The sequence below is a fragment of the Cupriavidus sp. MP-37 genome (assembly GCF_020618415.1).
Lineage (GTDB): Bacteria > Pseudomonadota > Gammaproteobacteria > Burkholderiales > Burkholderiaceae > Cupriavidus.
Genome location: NZ_CP085344.1, coordinates 928,432 through 944,577 on the forward strand (window position 1 = coordinate 928,432; position 16,146 = coordinate 944,577).

Here is a 16,146-nt window from a genome sequence, read left to right on the forward strand (position 1 = left end):
TCGGATTTGCCGGTTCTGCCCTTGAAAAGCCCCCGGACGGCCACATTTCGGCCTCAGGTTGAATTGCAGCCGCGCGGATAGCGCTGGCTCAAGAGGAGAGAATAATGGGTAAGATCATCGGTATCGACCTCGGTACCACCAACAGCTGCGTCGCGATCCTGGAAGGCAACACGCCCAAGGTCATCGAGAATTCCGAGGGTGCCCGCACCACCCCGTCGATCATCGCCTACATGGAAGACGGCGAGATCCTGGTCGGCGCGCCGGCCAAGCGCCAGGCCGTCACCAACCCGCGCAACACCCTGTACGCGGTCAAGCGCCTGATCGGCCGCAAGTTCGAAGAAAAGGAAGTCCAGAAGGACATCGGCCTGATGCCGTACTCCATCGTCAAGGCCGACAACGGCGACGCATGGGTGTCGGTGCGCGACCAGAAGCTGGCGCCGCCGCAGGTGTCGGCCGAAGTGCTGCGCAAGATGAAGAAGACCGCCGAGGACTACCTCGGCGAGCCGGTGACCGAAGCCGTGATCACCGTGCCGGCATACTTCAACGACTCGCAGCGCCAGGCGACCAAGGACGCCGGCCGCATCGCCGGCCTCGACGTCAAGCGCATCATCAACGAGCCGACCGCGGCCGCGCTGGCCTTCGGCCTGGACAAGAACGAGAAGGGCGACCGCAAGATCGCCGTGTATGACCTCGGCGGCGGCACCTTCGATATCTCGATCATCGAGATCGCGGACGTCGACGGCGAGAAGCAGTTCGAAGTGCTGTCGACCAACGGCGACACCTTCCTGGGCGGCGAAGACTTCGACCAGCGCATCATCGACTACATCATCGGCGAGTTCAAGAAGGACCAGGGCGTCGACCTGTCCAAGGACGTGCTCGCGCTGCAGCGCCTGAAGGAAGCCGCGGAAAAGGCCAAGATCGAACTGTCCAGCTCGCAGCAGACCGAGATCAACCTGCCGTACATCACGGCCGATGCCTCGGGTCCGAAGCACCTGAACCTGAAGATGACCCGCGCCAAGCTGGAATCGCTGGTCGAAGAGCTGATCACCCGCACCATCGAGCCGTGCCGCACCGCGATCAAGGACGCCGGCGTCAAGGTCAGCGACATCGACGACGTGATCCTGGTCGGCGGCATGACCCGCATGCCCAAGGTGCAGGAGCAGGTCAAGGAGTTTTTCGGCAAGGAAGCGCGCAAGGACGTGAACCCGGATGAGGCCGTGGCCGTCGGTGCCGCGATCCAGGGTTCGGTGCTGTCGGGCGACCGCAAGGACGTGCTGCTGCTGGACGTGACGCCGCTGTCGCTGGGTATCGAGACCCTGGGCGGCGTGATGACCAAGATGATCACCAAGAACACCACCATCCCGACCAAGCATGCGCAGGTGTTCTCGACCGCCGACGACAACCAGCCGGCCGTGACCATCAAGGTGTACCAGGGCGAGCGTGAAATGGCCACCGGCAACAAGCTGCTGGGCGAGTTCAACCTGGAAGGCATCCCGCCGGCACCGCGCGGCACGCCGCAGATCGAGGTGTCGTTCGACATCGACGCCAACGGCATCCTGCACGTCGGCGCCAAGGACAAGGCCACCGGCAAGGAAAACCGGATCACCATCAAGGCGAACTCGGGTCTGTCGGAAGACGAGATCCAGCGCATGGTCAAGGACGCCGAGGCCAACGCCGAGGAAGACAAGAAGGCCCGCGAGCTGGCTGACGCCCGCAACCAGGCCGACGCGCTGATCCACTCGACCAAGAAGGCGGTCACCGAATACGGCGACAAGCTGGAGGCCGGCGAGAAGGAAAAGATCGAAGCCGCGATCAAGGAACTGGAAGACGCCGCCCGCGGCGGCGACAAGGCCGAGATCGATGCCAAGGTCAACGCCCTGTCGGAAGCCAGCCAGAAGCTGGGCGAGAAGGTCTACGCCGACATGCAGGCCAAGGCCGGCGAAGGCGCCGCGGCCGGTGCCGCGGGTGCTGCCGGTGGCCAGCAGCAGGCCCAGCCGCAGGACGACAACGTTGTGGACGCCGAATTCAAGGAAGTCAACGACAAGAAGTAATCGGGACACGCGGGCGGCGGTGCAGGCACTGGCCGGCGCCGCTCCCGCCCCGACGCCGGGCGACGGCCATCAGACCCGCGGGAAACCGCCGTCGGATGCCGCGCTCGGCTTTTTTGCTATTCGCCGGCCAGTGCCGCTTGCACCCGCCGGCCAATGAGGTAATGAGCCACCATGGCAAAACGTGACTACTACGAAGTGCTCGGGGTAGGCAAGAACGCGAGCGACGACGAGATCAAGAAGGCCTATCGCAAGCTCGCGATGAAGTTCCATCCGGACCGCAACCCGGACAGCAAGGACGCCGAGGAAAAATTCAAGGAGGCCAAGGAGGCCTACGAGATGCTTTCCGACCCGGAAAAGAAGGCCGCGTATGACCAGTACGGCCATGCCGGCGTGGACCCGAACATGGCGGGCGGCTTCGGCGGCGCGCAGGGCTACGGCGGCTTCGCCGAGGCCTTCGGCGATATCTTCGGCGATATCTTCGGCCAGGGCGGCGGCCGGCGCGGCGGCGGCGGCCCGCAGGCCTACCGCGGCGCCGACCTGCGCTACAGCATGGAGATCTCGCTGGAGCAGGCCGCGCACGGTCACGAGGCGCAGATCCGCGTGCCGCACTGGGACGACTGCGACCACTGCCACGGCAACGGTGCCGAGCCCGGCTCGAGCGTGGAAACCTGCCCGACCTGCCACGGCGCCGGCCAGGTGCGCGTGTCGCAGGGCTTCTTCACCATGCAGCAGACCTGCCCGAAGTGCCACGGCAGCGGCAAGTTCATCCCCAAGCCCTGCACCAAGTGCCACGGCCAGGGCAAGCTGAAGTCGCAGAAGACGCTGGAAGTGAAGATCCCGGCCGGCATCGACGAAGGCATGCGCATCCGTTCGTCCGGCAACGGCGAGCCGGGCATCAACGGCGGCCCGCCGGGCGACCTGTACGTGGAAGTCCACATCAAGCCGCACGCGGTGTTCGAGCGCGATGGCGACGACCTGCACTGCCAGATGCCGATCTCGTTCGCCACCGCGGCGCTGGGCGGCGACCTGGAAGTGCCCACGCTGAGCGGCAAGGCCACCTTCCCGGTGCCCGAGGCGACCCAGTCCGGCAAGACCTTCCGCCTGCGCGGCAAGGGCATCAAGGGTGTGCGCTCCGGCTACCCGGGCGACCTCTACGTGCATGTGAACGTCGAGACGCCGGTCAAGCTGACCGAGGCGCAGAAGGAAATGCTGCGCCAGTTCGACCGCTCGGTGCACGAGGGCGGCTCGCGCCACAGCCCGCAGGAGACCTCGTGGCTGGACAAGGTGAAGAGCTTCTTCAGCTGATCCGGCCTGCGGTATGAGACCGGCCACGTGAGAGCGTGGCCGGTTTTGTTTTGGGCCTGCCGCCTGGCGTCAGCGAACCGCTGGTTTTCTCCCCTCTCCCGCTCGCGGGAGAGGGGCGGGGGTGAGGGCCGGCGCTGGCAGCGGCGACCAGGTTCCAAATATCCTCCCGGCCTGTCGTGCCGCGCGATAATGCATGGCCGTCCCGCTGTTTTCCCCTGACGATTTCTCGTGGTAGCAAGCATCCAGCCCCCGCCCTCACCCCTGGCCCCTCTCCCGCTCGCGGGAGAGGGGAGCACGCCCGCAGCGCGTGGGGACGTCTTCGTCCTGCTCGACGACGCCACGGCCCCGGCGGCGCAAGCCGCATCCCGCCTCTACACCGGCTTCCTCCACGAAGACATCCTGCCCGCCGGCAGCGACATCGCCCGGCTCGACGCCATGCTCGCCGATGGCTGGCGCCGAGGCTGGCACGCAACCTTGTTCGCCCCCTACGAATTCGGCGGCGCGCTGGTCGATGCCCCGGTGCATACCGGCACAGACATGCCGTTCCACGACGGCGCGCTGCGGCTGCTGTGGTTCCGTGAGCTGCAGCGGCTCGATGCCGCGGCGGTGGTGGCGTGGCTGCAATCCCATGCGGACCCGCAGCCGGCCGGCCTGATGCATATCGCTTCCGATACTTCCCGCACTGCCTTCGATGACGCCATCGCGCGTATCCACCAGTGGATCGAAGCCGGCGACACCTACCAGGTCAACTACACCCAGCGCCTGCGCTGCGAAGCCTTCGGCGATCCCGTGGCACTGTACGCCGCGCTGCGTGCCTCGCAGCCGGTGCCTTATGGCGCGCTGGCCAGGCTGCCGGATGGCGCCATGGTGCTGTCGCTGTCGCCCGAGCTGTTCGTGCGCCACGACGGCCAGGGCCATCTGCTGACGCGGCCGATGAAGGGCACCGCGCCGCGCGCCGGCGATGCCGTGCGCGACGCGCAGGCCGCCGCCGCGCTGGCCGCCGATGCCAAGAACCGCGCCGAGAACGTGATGATCGTCGACCTGCTGCGCAACGACCTGGGCCGCATTGCGCAGCCGGGCAGCGTGGCGGTGCCGGAGCGCTTTGCGGTGCAGCCGTTCGGCGCGGTGCTGCAGATGACCTCGACCGTGACGGCGACGGCGCGGCCCGGCACCGGCTTCGGCGCGCTGATGGCGGCGCTGTTCCCGTGCGGCTCGATCACCGGCGCGCCCAAGCGACGCACCATGCAGATCATTGCCGAACTCGAGCGCGCGCCGCGCGGCCTGTACACCGGCGCGATCGGCTGGATCGAAGCGCCGTCCGGCGCGGCCATGGCCGGCCCGTTTGCGCTGTCGGTGGCGATCCGCACGCTGGTGCTGGCGCCGCCCGCGGCCAGCGCGCTGCGCGCCGGCGAGATGGGGGTGGGCGGCGGCATCGTCCATGACAGCGTGGCGGCGCAGGAATTCGCCGAATGCGGCTGGAAGGCACGCTTCCTGACCCGCCACGATCCGGGCTTCACGCTGTTCGAGACCGTGCGCGTGCAAGACGGCGCGTGCCCGCACCTGGCCCGGCACCTTGCGCGCATCGGGGCATCGGCACAGGCGTTCGGCTTTGCCTTCGACGCCGATGCCGCGCGCGACGCCGTGGCCGCGCAGGCGGCACAACTCGGTGCCGGCACCTGGCGCCTGCGCCTCAGCGTCGACAAGTCCGGCGCGCTGGCGTTTGCCAGCGGCGCGCTGGCGCCGTTGCCGGCGGGACCGGTCGGCGTCGGCATCGCGCCGGACCCGCTGCCGCTTGCCGACCCGCTGCGCCGCCACAAGACCAGCGCGCGCGCGGTCTTCGACGCGGGCTGGCAGGCCGCCGAGCGCGCCGGCGGCTTCGACCGGCTGTTCTTCAACACCCGCGGCGAACTGCTCGAGGGCGGGCGCACCTCCGTGTTCGTGCGCATCGGTGGCCGCTGGCTGACGCCGCCGCTGTCGGCCGATATCCTGCCGGGCGTGATGCGGGCGGTGGTGCTGGAAACAGGCGGCGCGGCGCTGGGCGCGCCGGGCGAGCCGGTCGAAGAAGCGGTGATCACGCGCGCGATGCTGGCGCGTGCCGAGGCCATCGTGCTGGTCAACGCCTTGCGCGGCGTGATGCCGGCGACGTTGACGGCCTGAGCCGCTGGCTAGGGGTGGTGGGTGTCGAGCACGCCGTCGCCCAGTTTCCAGCGCACCACGCCGGGCAGGTTGATCAGCTCGCGGTCGTGGCAGATCATCACCACGGTGCGGCCTTCGGCGGCGAGGTCGCCGACCAGCGCGATCACCTGCTCGCGCGCGTGGCCGTCGAGGCTGGAGGTGGGTTCGTCGAGCAGCAGCAGTTCGGGCTCGAGCACCTTGGCGCGCGCCAGCGCGACGCGCTGGATCTCGCCGCCGGACAGGTATTCGGGCGCGGTGTCCTGCAGGTGCGAGACCCCGGCCCAGCCCAGCGCCTCGCCCACGCGAAGGTCGATCTCATGGCGCGGCAGGCCGCGTGCGCGCAGGCCGTAGGCGATGTTCTCGCGCACCGAGGTGCGGAACAGGTAGGGATGCTGGTGCAGGTAGGCGATGCGCCGGCGCAGCGCCGGCGGCAGCGGCGTCAGCGGTGCGCTGTGGGGATGGCCCTGCGCATCGGTCCATTGCGCCACCGCGCCGGGCGCGGGCTCCAGACCCGCCAGCATGCGCAGCAGCGTGGTCTTGCCGGCGCCGTTCATGCCGGTCATCACGATCGCGGTGGCGCGCGGGATCACCAGCGTGTCGATCGCAAACAGCTTGCGCAGCCCGATGCTGCGCGCCAGCCCGCGCACGGTCAGCAGCGGGCCATGGTCGGCATGGCCGGGGGGAACGGTCGGTGTCATCGGCGAAAGCCTCCGGCACCCTGCAGCCAGGCCATGCCGATATTGACCAGCAACGCCAGCGCCACCAGCACCAGGCCCAGCGCAATGCCCTGCGCGAACTCGCCCTTGCTGGTTTCCAGCGCGATCGCCGTGGTGATGGTGCGGGTCGAGCCCTCGATATTGCCGCCGATCATCAGCGCCGAGCCCACTTCGGCAATCACCCGGCCGAAGCCGGCGACCACCGCCGCCATCAGCCCGAAGCGCAGCTCGCGGATCACGGTCAGGAAGGTGCGCCAGCGGCCGGCGCCCAGCACCCAGGCGGTTTCGCGCAGGCGCACGTCGGCACCCTGCAGCGTCGACAGCGCAAAGGCCAGCACCACCGGGAAGCCGATCACGGCCTGCCCCAGCACCATGCCCGAAGGAGTAAACAGCAAATGCAGGCTGCCCAGCGGCCCCTGGCGCGTCAGCAGCAGGTAGAGGATCAGGCCGACCAGCACGGTCGGGAACGACAGGAAGGCCTGCGCCACCACCACCACCGCGCGCCGGCCCGGGAACTGCCGCGTGGCGATCAGCCAGGCCGCGGCGATGGCCGGCACGGTGGCGATCGCCAAACCCAGCACCGCCACCACCAGCGAGGTCCAGACGATGAACCACAGCCCGGGGTCGCCGCTGGCCAGCAGGCGGAAGGCGTCGGCGGTGGCGGTGCCGATCTCCACCGCGTCAGGCGGAGAAGGTGTGCTCGACGGCGGGGAAACTGCCGTCCTTGACGGCGGCCACGTAGGCGCGCACCGCGGCCTCGATCGACGGCTGGCCGTCCATGAAGTTGCGCACGAACTTGGCCTTGCGGCCCGGGTAGATGTTGAGCATGTCCTGCAGCACCAGCACCTGGCCCGAGCAGTCGGCGCCGGCGCCGATGCCGATGGTGGGCACCGCCAGCGATTGCGTGATCTCGCCGGCCAGCGCGGCGGGCACCGCTTCCATCAGCACCACCTGGGCACCGGCGGCCTGCAGCGCCAGCGCGTCGCGCCTGAGCTGGGCCGCGCCGGCATCGGTCTTGCCCTGCACCTTGAAGCCGCCCAGCGCGTGCACCGACTGCGGCGTCAGGCCGATATGCGCGCACACCGGGATGCTGCGCTCGACCAGGAATTTCACGATCGGCGCGAGCCAGTCGCCGCCTTCGAGCTTGACCATCTGCGCGCCCGCCTTCATCAGCGTGACGGCGCTGGCAAACGCGGCTTCCGGGGTCGGATAAGTGCCGAACGGCAGGTCCGTCAGCAGCAGCGCGGTCTGGTTGCCGCGCGCCGCGCATTCGGTGTGGTAGGCCATCTGTTCCAGCGTGACCGGCAGCGTGGTCTGCTGGCCCTGCATCACATTGCCCAGCGAGTCGCCCACCAGGATCATCTCGACGCCGCAGTAGTCGAGCAGCGCGGCAAAGCTCGAGTCGTAAGCGGTCAGCATGGCGATTTTCTCGCCGGCGTCACGCATCGCCTGCAGTTTGGGAATCGTGATGGTCTTGCGGGAGGGATCGAGGAGGTAGCTCATGGCAGTGCCCGTGTAGGACGGCCTTGCCGGTGCCGGGAGGGCGGCCCGCACGGCAACGACAGCCGTCGTTATTGTGTTGTGTCTGGCAGGCGAGGGTGCTTCGGGGGTGCCTGTCAGGGCGCGGCGAGATTGAGAAAGGCCTTGCGGCCGCGCATGTTTTCGATGCGCGACAGTAGTGTACGGAAATCGTCGTCATTGTCCACCGGATTGAAGTGGGCGGTGTCGACCACCAGCACCGGGGCCTCGTCGTAGCGGTGGAACAGTTCGCCATAGGCGCCGGCCAGGCGCTGCAGGTAGTGCTCGTCGATGCCGGCCTCGCCCGGCTCGCCGCGGCGCACGATGCGCTCGCGCAGCAGCGACGGCGTCGCCTGCAGCACGATCACCAGGTCGGCGCGTTGCGGCGGCAGCGCCAGCCGCGCGGCAATGGCGTCGTAGAGGGCCAGTTCGTCCTCGGACAGGGTCAGCGCGGCGTGCAGGCGGTCTTTGGCGATCAGGAAGTTGCTGACCATGCGCTGGCCGGCGGCGACGCCCGCCTGCCACTGCTGCAGCTGCACCGCGCGCTGGGTCAGGCACCACAGCTGCAGCGCCAGCGCATGGCGCGCGGGGTCGCGGTAGAACGGCTCGAGGAAGGGGCTGCGGCGGGCGTTGTCGGGCAGCTCCTGGGCCTGCAGCGTGCGCGCCAGGCGCTGCGCCAGCGAGGTCTTGCCCGATCCGACGGGGCCTTCGACGACAATGCGGCGCAGGTGATCGAGCATGGCGCTGCGGGCCTCAGTGTGGGCTCAGTGTGGGAAATGGCAGCGCCGCGGGCGCCGCCGGGCGGGTTCAGCCGGGCGTGCCGCCATGGTCCGGCTCGCCGGCCGCGGCCTGCATGCGCAGGCACTTGCAGGTGGAGACCTTCTCGATGCGCTGCGCGCCCACGCCGGCCAGGTAGTCGGCGGCGCGGCCGCGCCCCGGGATCGCCAGCGCGGCGTCCAGCTCCAGCAGCGGCACCAGCGTGAAGGCGCGCTCGGTCAGGCGCGGGTGCGGCACGGTCAGGTGCTCGTGGTCATGCTGTTCGTCGCCGAACAGCAGCAGGTCCAGGTCGAGCGTGCGCGGCGCGTTGCGGAACGGGCGCTCGCGGCCGAACTGGTCTTCGATGTGGTGGCAGATGCGCAGCAGCTGCGACGCGGTGAACGAGGTCTGCACCTTGACCACGGCGTTGTAGTAGTCGTCGCCGCCGGCATCGACTGGCGCGGTGCGATAGAGCGAGGAGCGCGCCAGCACCGTGATGCCGACCTGCTGGGCCAGGCACACGATGGCGTCCTTGATGGCCTGGCGCGCATCGCCAAGATTTGCGCCGATGCCGATGAAGGCGAGAGTCATTTACGTTTCCTCCGGCTGGCCGGGGCCGGCATGTGCTGCCTCGCCCGCGTCCGAGTCGCTCCGGGAAGAAACTTTATCCGATTTCCGCGGACCGCGCCGGCGGCGCTTCTTGCGCGCCGGGCCTTCGCCTTCCGCGCCCTGGGCTCCGCCCTGGCCGGCAGCCTGGCCACGCGCGCCACGCACCGCATCGATCAGGTCTTCGCGCTCATGCGGCTCGGCGTTCTGGAAATCGTTCCACCAGCCGGCCAGCTCTTCCGGCAGCTCGCCCGACTGGCAGCGCAGCACCAGGAAATCGTAGCCGGCGCGGAAGCGCGGCGACTCCAGCAGCCGGAATGGCATGCGGCCCACGCGCTTCTCGAAGCGCGGCTGCATGCCCCAGATATCGCGCATGTCGGTGACGAAGCGGCGCTGGATCGCGAGCTGGCCGGTCTGCTTTTCCAGCACCGTGTCCATGGCCGCGTTGAGCGCGGCGATGGCGTGCTCGCCCTCTTCGCGCAGCTGGTTCCAGCGCTGCAGCACGTGGTGCCACAGCAGCGCGGCGAACAGGAAGCCCGGCGACACCGGCTTGCCGGCCTGCACGCGGCGGTCGGTGTTGTCCAGTGCCAGCTGCACGAAGCGCTGGCCCATGGGCTGCTCCAGCGCCACGTCCAGCAGCGGCAGCAGGCCCTTGTGCAGGCCCGCCTTGCGCAGCTCCTGCAGCGAGGCCCAGGCGTGGCCGGACATCAGCAGCTTGAGCATCTCGTCGAACAGCCGCGCGCTCGGCACGTTGTGGATCAGCTCGGCCAGGCCGGCGATCGGCAGGCGCGTGGCCTCGTCGATGTCGAAGCCGGTCTTGGCGGCGAAGCGCACCACCCGCAGCATCCGCACCGGATCTTCGCGGTAGCGCGTGGCCGGATCGCCGATCATGCGCAGCAGGCGCGCGCGGATGTCTTCCATGCCGTGATGGTAGTCATGCACGGTCTGCGCGGCCGGGTCGTAGTACATCGCGTTGATGGTGAAGTCGCGGCGCTCCGCGTCTTCGGCCTGCGAGCCCCACACGTTGTCGCGCAGCACGCGGCCCGAGGCATCGATCGCATGGGTCTTGCTGTCGAGCTCGGCGCGCTTCAGGCGCCGGCCTTCGGGCAGGGTCTCGCTGGCGATGGCGTCGACCAGCGCGCGGAAGGTCGAGACCTCGATGATTTCCTGCTCGCGCCCGCCGTAGAAGGTCACGTGCACGATCTGGAAGCGCCGGCCGATGATGCGCGAGCGCCGGAACAGCGCCTGCACCTGCTCGGGCGTGGCGTTGGTGGCGACGTCGAAGTCCTTGGGCTTGATGCCGAGCAGCAGGTCGCGCACGGCGCCGCCGACGATGTAGGCCTGGTAGCCGGCCTGCTGCAGCGTCGAGGTGACCTTGACGGCATTGCGCGACAGCAGCGTGGGGTCGATCTGGTGCTCGTCGACGTTGACGATGCGCGGCGTGTGGGCGCGGCCGGTACGGCGCTGCCTGGGGCCGGGTTTGCCCAGCAGCCGGGTAATGAGCTTCTTGATCACGTCAGAACAGATCCATGATGCGCCAGCCGGCCGCGGCGGCGTGGTGGCGCAGGCGATCGTCCGGGTTGGTGGCAATCGGCTCGGAAACCTTTTCCAGCAGGGGCAGGTCGTTGGCCGAGTCGCTGTAGAAAGTGGTGGTCTCGAAGTTGTCCCAGCCCGCGCCCTGGGCCTTGAGCCAGGCTTCGACGCGGGTGATCTTGCCTTCGCGGAAGCTGGGCACGCCCTCGACCTCGCCGGTGAACTGGCTCTCGGGCTTGCCGTCGACGGTGGCCGGCTCGGTCGCGATCAGGTGCTTGATGCCGAAGGCCGCGGCGATCGGCGCGGTGACGAAGCTGTTGGTGGCGGTGACCACGGCGCACAGGTCGCCGGCCTCGAGGTGCTTGTAGACCAGCGCGCGCGCCTGCGGCGTGATCACCGGGTCGATCACCTCGTGCATGAAGCGCACCCGCATGGCATCGAGCCGGTCGCGCGGGTTGGCCGCCAGCGGCGCCAGCGCAAAGCGCAGGAACGCCTGGATATCGAGCGTGCCGGCCTTGTAGTGGCCGTAGAACTCGTCGTTCTTCTGCCGGTAGATTACCTCGTCGACGACGCCCAGGCGGACCAGGAAGCGGCCCCATTCATGGTCGCTGTCGGTCGGGATCAGGGTGTGGTCGAGGTCAAAGAGTGCCAGATTCATGGGCGGCGATTTTACCTGAAGGCAGGATGGGGGTAGGGGAGCATGCGGTGCCGGGGCCGTCGCCTAGTCCCGGAATTCGGCGAACATCTCGCGCAGCAGCGGCAGCGTGACCGGCCGCTTGCGCTCGAGCGAATAGGTGTCGAGCGCGTCCAGCAGCGCCATCAGGCTGGGCATGTCGCGGTAATGCCGCGTCACCAGCCAGTGCGTGATCTCGGGCGACAGCTGCAAGCCGCGCTCGCGTGCCGCATGGAGCACCGCGGCCTTCTTGTCGTCGTCGGACAACGGCGCCACCTGGTACACCAGGCCCCAGCCCAGGCGAGTGCGCAGGTCTTCGCGCACCGGCATCGCGCGCGGCGCCAGCCCGCCCGCCACCACCAGCGCGGTGCGCCCGTGCGCGCGCACCTCGTTGTAGAGCGAGAACACCGCGATCTGGCGCGCCTCGTCGAGCAGCTCGACGTCATCGACGGTGTAGAGCTGGCACCAGGGGTCGAACAGGAAATCGGACAGCGGGTGGTGCGGGCTCAGGTAGCGGCAGCGGATGCCATGTTGCGGCCCGGCCTCGCACACCGCGTGCAGCAGATGGGTGCGGCCGCAGCCGACCTCGCCCCACAGGTAGATCAGGCGGTCGCTGGCGTGCTCCTGCGCCAGCGCGGGCGGCAGCTCGCGCAGCCGCTGCACCGCCTCGCGGTTGGACGCCACCACGAAATTCTCGAAGGTCGAAGGCGGCGGGCTGCCCAGCTCGAGCGACAGTTGCTTGGGACGCGGGGACATGACGGTTGGCTAACTTCGGCTAGATTCGTGGAGCGGGCAGCAGCGGTCAGCGGACAGCAGCCGTTATTTTCGATAGAGATCGCTGGCCAGGTAAACCCGCCGCAGCTGGCGTGCCCCCACCAGCAGCACGGCGCAGGTCGGCAGCGCCAGCAGCACGCCGAAGAAGCCGAACAGCTGGCCGAAGGCGAGCAGCGCGAAGATCACCACCAGCGGGTGCAGGCCGATGCGCTCGCCGACCAGCCTCGGCGTCAGGTAGAAGCTCTCGATGAACTGGCCGAAGCCGTACACCACCGCCACCGCGGCCAGCCCGTACCAGTTGCCGAACTGCAGCAGCGCGGCCAGGATCGCCATCACCAGGCCGACGCCGAAGCCAATATACGGGATAAACACCGCCAGCCCGGTGAAGACCCCGACCGGCACGCCGATATCGAAGCCGGCGATGGTCAGCCCGATCGAGTAGATCGCCGCCAGGATCACCATCACCAGGATCTGGCCGCGCAGGTATTGCGACAGCAGCGCGTCGGTCTCGTTGCTCAGCTCGCGCACCTTGGGCACCCAGCGGCGCGGCACCACGCCCTCGATGCGGCGCATCACCATGTGCCAGTCCATCATCAGGTAGAACATGACGATGGGCACGATGAAGACGATGCCGGCCACCGTGATCAGCGCCGAACCCGACATCTTGACGTAGTTCAGCAGCACCACCAGCAGGTCTTCCGGGCTGGCGGCGAAGCGGTCCGACAGCATGTTGCGCAGGCCGGGGAAGTCGAAGCGCACGCGCACGCCGAACTCGGCCAGGCGCGGCGACACCACCGAATTGAGCTTCTTCAGCAGGATCGGCAGCTGCTCGCGCACCTGCGGGATCTCGCGCTGGAGCACCGCGATCAGCAGCAGCACCAGCATCACGCAGACCACCGTCAGCAGCAGGATCATCAGCGACACGCCGATCGCGCGCGGCACGCGGCGGCGCTGCAGCCAGTCGACGCCGGGGTTCAGGATATAGGCGAAGATGAATGCGAACAGGAACGGCGTCAGCACCGGCGCCAGTGCGATGATGGCGGCGAACAGCGCCACGGCCACGACGATCCACAGCAGGATGCGCTTGGCCTCTTGATTCAACAGCGGGGCATTCATCAAGGGTTGGGGAGGGGCGGCAGCGCGGTTTGCGGCGCGATCTCGCCGGAAACTGGAAGCGGGGGGCCTCTATCCGTTAAAATTGCGATTCTACTGGACTCGCGCCCGCCTTCCGATGCCACGCGCCGGAAGCGACGGTGGCCCGAGCGCCGAATTCCTCACTTTATTTCCTCCAGGACAAGCAGGTTCCCATGAGCGCATCCCCGACCGCCGGCCAGGCAGGCCTTTCCTACCGCGACGCCGGTGTTGACATCGATGCCGGCGACGCGCTGGTCGACCGTATCAAGCCGTTCGCCAAGCGCACCATGCGCGAGGGCGTGATGGCGGGCATCGGCGGGTTCGGTGCGCTGTTCGAGCTGTCGAAGAAATACCAGGAGCCGGTGCTGGTGTCGGGCACCGATGGCGTGGGCACCAAGCTCAAGCTGGCGTTCCAGCTGAACCGCCATGACACCGTCGGCCAGGACCTGGTCGCCATGAGCGTCAACGACATCCTGGTGCAGGGCGCCGAGCCGCTGTTCTTCCTCGACTACTTCGCCTGCGGCAAGCTCGACGTCGACACCGCCGCCACCGTGATCCAGGGCATCGCCCGCGGCTGCGAACTGGCCGGCTGCGCGCTGATCGGCGGCGAAACCGCCGAAATGCCGAGCATGTACCCGGACGGCGAATACGACCTGGCCGGCTTCGCCGTCGGCGCGGTCGAAAAGAAGAAGATCATCGACGGCAGCACCATCGCCCCGGGCGACGTGGTGCTGGGCCTGGCCTCGTCGGGCGCGCATTCCAACGGCTACTCGCTGGTGCGCAAGATCATCGAGGTGGCCAAACCGGACCTGAACGCCGACTTCCACGGCCAGCGCCTGCAGGACGCGATCATGGCGCCCACCCGGATCTACGTGAAGCCGCTGCTGTCGCTGATCGAAACGCTGCCGGTCAAGGGCATGGCCCACATCACCGGCGGTGGCCTGACCGAGAACGTGCCGCGCGTGCTGGCGCAGGACGTCACCGCGGTGCTGCAGCGCGATGCCTGGACCCTGCCGCCGCTGTTCCAGTGGCTGCAGGCGCAGGGCCGCGTCGCCGACGACGAGATGCACCGTGTCTTCAACTGCGGCATCGGCATGGTCGTGATCGTCGCCAAGGAAGACGCCGAACGCGCCATCCGCCACCTGCAGGCCGCCGGCGAAGCCGTGTGGCAGATCGGTGAGATCCGCGAGCGGGCCGAGGGCGAGGCCCAGACCATCGTGGCCTGACGCGACCCCGGCTTCCATACAAAAACGGCGCATGCCTTCGGGCATGCGCCGTTTTTTTTTGTCCGCGCGCCGGCGGACAGGGGCATCTAGGTGTTTACCCGCGCCACGCACTGTCATCGTGTTCAGATGCTGCCTTAGTGCATTGCACCAAACCCCGGCATGCACATGCACCATTTCTGACAAACAATATTTTGCTTGATTGTATGGCGGTTTATGGCCTAATGTACTGAGCAAAGACGCCGCACAAGCATGCGGCGTCCGGAGACAACGCCTGAATCCGACGCCGGAATCACCGGTGCACCAAGGCGGGCCAGGGACCATTGGAGGATCCACCATGCAAGCAGTCAGCATCGACGCCGCGGACAAAGGCGCGTCGGCCAGCAAACAGTCAGTCGCGCGTGTCGCCGGGGCCAGCCTGGCCGGCACCACGCTCGAGTTCTACGACCACTTCATCTATGGATCGGCCGCCGCGCTGGTCTTCCCCAAGCTGTTCTTCCCGCAGAGCGATCCGCTGACCGCGACGCTGCTGTCCTTTGCCAGCTACGGCGTGGCCTTCGTGGCGCGGCCGCTGGGCGCGGCGATCTTCGGCCACTACGGCGACAAGATGGGCCGCAAGTCGATCCTGATCATCACGCTGCTGATGATGGGCCTGGCCACCTTCGGCATCGGCCTGCTGCCCACCTATGCCACGGCCGGCGCGCTGGCGCCGCTGCTGCTGGTGCTGCTGCGTGTGGTGCAGGGCCTGGCGCTGGGCGGCGAATGGGGCGGGGCGGCGATCATGGTCAACGAGCTCGATCCCGAAGGCAAACGGCGCGGCATCCTCGGCAGCCTGGTGCAGCTGGCGGCGCCGATCGGCCTGCTGCTGGCCAACGGCATCTTCGCGCTGGTGACGTGGCAGGTTTCGGAAGAAGCCTTCCTCAGCTGGGGCTGGCGCGTGCCGTTCCTGCTGTCGGCGCTGCTGGTCGGGGTCGGGCTCTATATCCGCTCCAACGTGCGGGAATCCGGCATGTTCGAAAAGCTGGAGGAATCGCATGCCGAAGCGCGCGCACCCATCATGGAAGTGCTGCGCCACTACAAGAAGCAGCTGCTGATCGCCTTCGGCGCGCGGCTGGGCGGCGACATCGCCTTCTACGTGTTCACGCTGTTCCTGCTGTACTTCGTGCCGACCAAGCTGGGCCTGCCCAAGAGCATCGCGCTCAATGCGGTGCTGCTGGGCGCGGTGGCGCAGATCCTGTTCATCCCGATCGCCGGCCTGCTGGCCGACCGCATCGGCCGCCGTCCGGTGCTGATGATCGGCGGCATCGGCGGCGCGGTTTGGGCCTTCGTGTTCTTCGCCATGGTCAAGACCGGCAGCCCGGCGCTGATCATGCTGGCCTCGTTCGTCGGCATGGTGCTGGTGTCGTTCATGTTCTCGCCGCTGGCGTCGTTCCTGCCCGAGCTGTTCGCCACCCGGGTGCGCGTGACCGGTGCCTCGCTGGGCTTCCAGTTTGCCGGCGTGTTCGGCGGCGCGCTGGCCCCGCTGATTGCCGTGGGCCTGCTCGACCGCTTCGGCAGCACTGCGCCGGTGGCGCTCTACCTGGCGGCGGTGTGCGCGCTGATCGCGGTGGCGGCGTTCGCGGCGCGTGAAACCGCGCGCATGCACCTGTCCGACGCAGACCGCTGAAGCGCGGCCGCTCTCC

At 68.5% G+C, this 16,146-nt stretch carries 14 protein-coding genes; 5 read left to right on the forward strand and 9 right to left on the reverse strand.

The window, feature by feature from the left end:
• The first annotated feature begins 104 nt into the window (after positions 1-104).
• From dnaK to pabB, 3 genes are all read left to right on the forward strand, one after another.
• Positions 105-2,051 (forward strand): molecular chaperone DnaK, encoded by a 1,947-nt coding sequence (gene dnaK / locus LIN44_RS04400; protein WP_227313662.1) that lies wholly within the window; start codon positions 105-107, stop codon positions 2,049-2,051.
• A gap of 171 nt (positions 2,052-2,222) precedes the next feature.
• Positions 2,223-3,356, forward strand: a complete 1,134-nt coding sequence (gene dnaJ / locus LIN44_RS04405; RefSeq protein WP_227313663.1) for a molecular chaperone DnaJ — start codon at positions 2,223-2,225, stop codon at positions 3,354-3,356.
• Positions 3,357-3,584: 228 nt separating this feature from the next.
• Complete coding sequence (gene pabB, locus LIN44_RS04410) at positions 3,585-5,513, forward strand: aminodeoxychorismate synthase component I (protein ID WP_227313664.1); 1,929 nt, start codon at positions 3,585-3,587, stop codon at positions 5,511-5,513.
• Between the two features lie 8 nt (positions 5,514-5,521).
• Here pabB and LIN44_RS04415 read toward each other — a convergent pair whose 3' ends face one another.
• From LIN44_RS04415 to LIN44_RS04455, 9 genes are all read right to left on the reverse strand, one after another.
• Positions 5,522-6,229 (reverse strand): energy-coupling factor ABC transporter ATP-binding protein, encoded by a 708-nt coding sequence (locus LIN44_RS04415; protein ID WP_227313665.1) that lies wholly within the window; start codon positions 6,227-6,229, stop codon positions 5,522-5,524.
• Positions 6,226-6,924: an ABC transporter permease gene (locus LIN44_RS04420; RefSeq protein WP_227313666.1), complete on the reverse strand. Its 699-nt coding sequence runs from the start codon at positions 6,922-6,924 to the stop codon at positions 6,226-6,228. Before LIN44_RS04420 ends, LIN44_RS04415 begins: the two co-directional genes overlap by 4 nt.
• Before the next feature lie 4 nt (positions 6,925-6,928).
• A complete protein-coding gene (gene panB / locus LIN44_RS04425; RefSeq protein WP_227313667.1) occupies positions 6,929-7,750 on the reverse strand; it encodes a 3-methyl-2-oxobutanoate hydroxymethyltransferase in 822 nt (273 codons plus the stop codon).
• Between the two features lie 113 nt (positions 7,751-7,863).
• Complete coding sequence (locus LIN44_RS04430; protein WP_227313668.1) at positions 7,864-8,505, reverse strand: deoxynucleoside kinase; 642 nt, start codon at positions 8,503-8,505, stop codon at positions 7,864-7,866.
• Positions 8,506-8,572: 67 nt separating this feature from the next.
• Positions 8,573-9,112, reverse strand: a complete 540-nt coding sequence (gene folK / locus LIN44_RS04435) for a 2-amino-4-hydroxy-6-hydroxymethyldihydropteridine diphosphokinase (protein ID WP_116346357.1) — start codon at positions 9,110-9,112, stop codon at positions 8,573-8,575.
• A complete protein-coding gene (gene pcnB, locus LIN44_RS04440; RefSeq protein WP_227313669.1) occupies positions 9,113-10,642 on the reverse strand; it encodes a polynucleotide adenylyltransferase PcnB in 1,530 nt (509 codons plus the stop codon).
• A 1-nt stretch (position 10,643) separates the two neighbouring features.
• Positions 10,644-11,318 carry an HAD family phosphatase gene (locus LIN44_RS04445; RefSeq protein WP_018007955.1) on the reverse strand — a complete coding sequence of 225 codons (675 nt, stop codon included), beginning with the start codon at positions 11,316-11,318 and terminating at the stop codon, positions 10,644-10,646.
• Positions 11,319-11,381: 63 nt separating this feature from the next.
• Positions 11,382-12,089 carry a DnaA regulatory inactivator Hda gene (hda, locus tag LIN44_RS04450; RefSeq protein ID WP_012353781.1) on the reverse strand — a complete coding sequence of 236 codons (708 nt, stop codon included), beginning with the start codon at positions 12,087-12,089 and terminating at the stop codon, positions 11,382-11,384.
• A 63-nt stretch (positions 12,090-12,152) separates the two neighbouring features.
• Positions 12,153-13,223, reverse strand: coding sequence for an AI-2E family transporter (locus LIN44_RS04455; RefSeq protein WP_227313670.1), 1,071 nt, complete (start codon positions 13,221-13,223; stop codon positions 12,153-12,155).
• 191 nt (positions 13,224-13,414) lie between these two features.
• Here LIN44_RS04455 and purM point away from each other — a divergent pair, with 191 nt between their 5' ends.
• Together purM and LIN44_RS04465 are read left to right on the forward strand one after the other, a co-directional pair.
• Positions 13,415-14,467: a phosphoribosylformylglycinamidine cyclo-ligase gene (purM, locus tag LIN44_RS04460; protein ID WP_227313671.1), complete on the forward strand. Its 1,053-nt coding sequence runs from the start codon at positions 13,415-13,417 to the stop codon at positions 14,465-14,467.
• Between the two features lie 334 nt (positions 14,468-14,801).
• A complete protein-coding gene (locus LIN44_RS04465) occupies positions 14,802-16,130 on the forward strand; it encodes an MFS transporter (RefSeq protein WP_227313672.1) in 1,329 nt (442 codons plus the stop codon).
• Positions 16,131-16,146 lie beyond the last annotated feature (16 nt).

Bases quoted from the DNA above. Each gene is read 5' to 3' on its own strand.
- LIN44_RS04415 (WP_227313665.1), bottom strand. From the start codon at position 6,229: ATGACACCGACCGTTCCCCCCGGCCATGCCGACCATGGCCCGCTGCTG.
- dnaJ (WP_227313663.1), top strand. From the start codon at position 2,223: ATGGCAAAACGTGACTACTACGAAGTGCTCGGGGTAGGCAAGAACGCG.
- folK (WP_116346357.1), bottom strand. From the start codon at position 9,112: ATGACTCTCGCCTTCATCGGCATCGGCGCAAATCTTGGCGATGCGCGC.
- hda (WP_012353781.1), bottom strand. From the start codon at position 12,089: ATGTCCCCGCGTCCCAAGCAACTGTCGCTCGAGCTGGGCAGCCCGCCG.
- panB (WP_227313667.1), bottom strand. From the start codon at position 7,750: ATGAGCTACCTCCTCGATCCCTCCCGCAAGACCATCACGATTCCCAAA.
- dnaK (WP_227313662.1), top strand. From the start codon at position 105: ATGGGTAAGATCATCGGTATCGACCTCGGTACCACCAACAGCTGCGTC.
- LIN44_RS04465 (WP_227313672.1), top strand. From the start codon at position 14,802: ATGCAAGCAGTCAGCATCGACGCCGCGGACAAAGGCGCGTCGGCCAGC.
- LIN44_RS04430 (WP_227313668.1), bottom strand. From the start codon at position 8,505: ATGCTCGATCACCTGCGCCGCATTGTCGTCGAAGGCCCCGTCGGATCG.
- LIN44_RS04455 (WP_227313670.1), bottom strand. From the start codon at position 13,223: ATGAATGCCCCGCTGTTGAATCAAGAGGCCAAGCGCATCCTGCTGTGG.
- LIN44_RS04445 (WP_018007955.1), bottom strand. From the start codon at position 11,318: ATGAATCTGGCACTCTTTGACCTCGACCACACCCTGATCCCGACCGAC.
- purM (WP_227313671.1), top strand. From the start codon at position 13,415: ATGAGCGCATCCCCGACCGCCGGCCAGGCAGGCCTTTCCTACCGCGAC.